Origin of the sequence: Paenibacillus vulneris (genome assembly GCF_039543185.1) — a bacterium.
In the GTDB taxonomy this organism is placed as follows: domain Bacteria; phylum Bacillota; class Bacilli; order Paenibacillales; family NBRC-103111; genus Paenibacillus_S; species Paenibacillus_S vulneris.
Genome location: NZ_BAABJG010000038.1, coordinates 1 through 588, shown reverse-complemented (window position 1 = coordinate 588; position 588 = coordinate 1). Strand labels below are relative to the sequence as shown.

At 50.7% G+C, this 588-nt stretch carries 1 protein-coding gene; it reads left to right on the top strand.

Annotation, left to right across the window (positions count from 1 at the left end; translation table 11 throughout):
• Positions 1–543, top strand: a 543-nt coding sequence (locus ABEA66_RS28715; RefSeq protein ID WP_345593080.1) for a DUF3102 domain-containing protein, incomplete at its 5' end; no start/stop codon positions are given.
• Positions 544–588: the final 45 nt, after the last annotated feature.

Here is a 588-nt window from a genome sequence, read left to right as displayed (position 1 = left end):
ATTACAGCCGAGATCAACTCGTATAAGCAAATCGCTGGCAACGCTATTTTCGAAATAGGGAGGCGGTTGAAGCACGTTAAGGAATCGAAGCTGGCTGAGGGACGAGGTGGATGGACACGTTGGTGTACGTACGATGTAGGGATGGATCGTGCGCAGGCGGACAAATTCGTAAAAATCGTCGATGAGCTTGGAGAAGCCGAGTGTACGTACACTACTTTGGGGCTACGTGCTCTTTACGAAATCGCCACACTCCCGGCAGAGGAACGTGAACGCCCTCATACGCTAAAGTCTGGCGTAACCAAAATCGTTGAGGAAATGACTGTGCGCGAACTACGAGAGGTTAAAGCGGCATTGAAGAAGGCGGAGGAAGCTGCAGAAGCTGAGCGAAAAGCACGGGAACGAGCCGAGAATGAAGCGGAGGTACTTCGCCAGACTATCGATAGCATCGAAGAACAGCCTCCTAGGATAGAGTACGTGCGCGATGACTCCGAAACTGAACGATTAAAAAGATACGAAAATCGGTTTGGCGATATTGAGACGTAAGATGTGCGCGAAACACTTCGGCGGGTGCGTAATAACTTTTGCGCC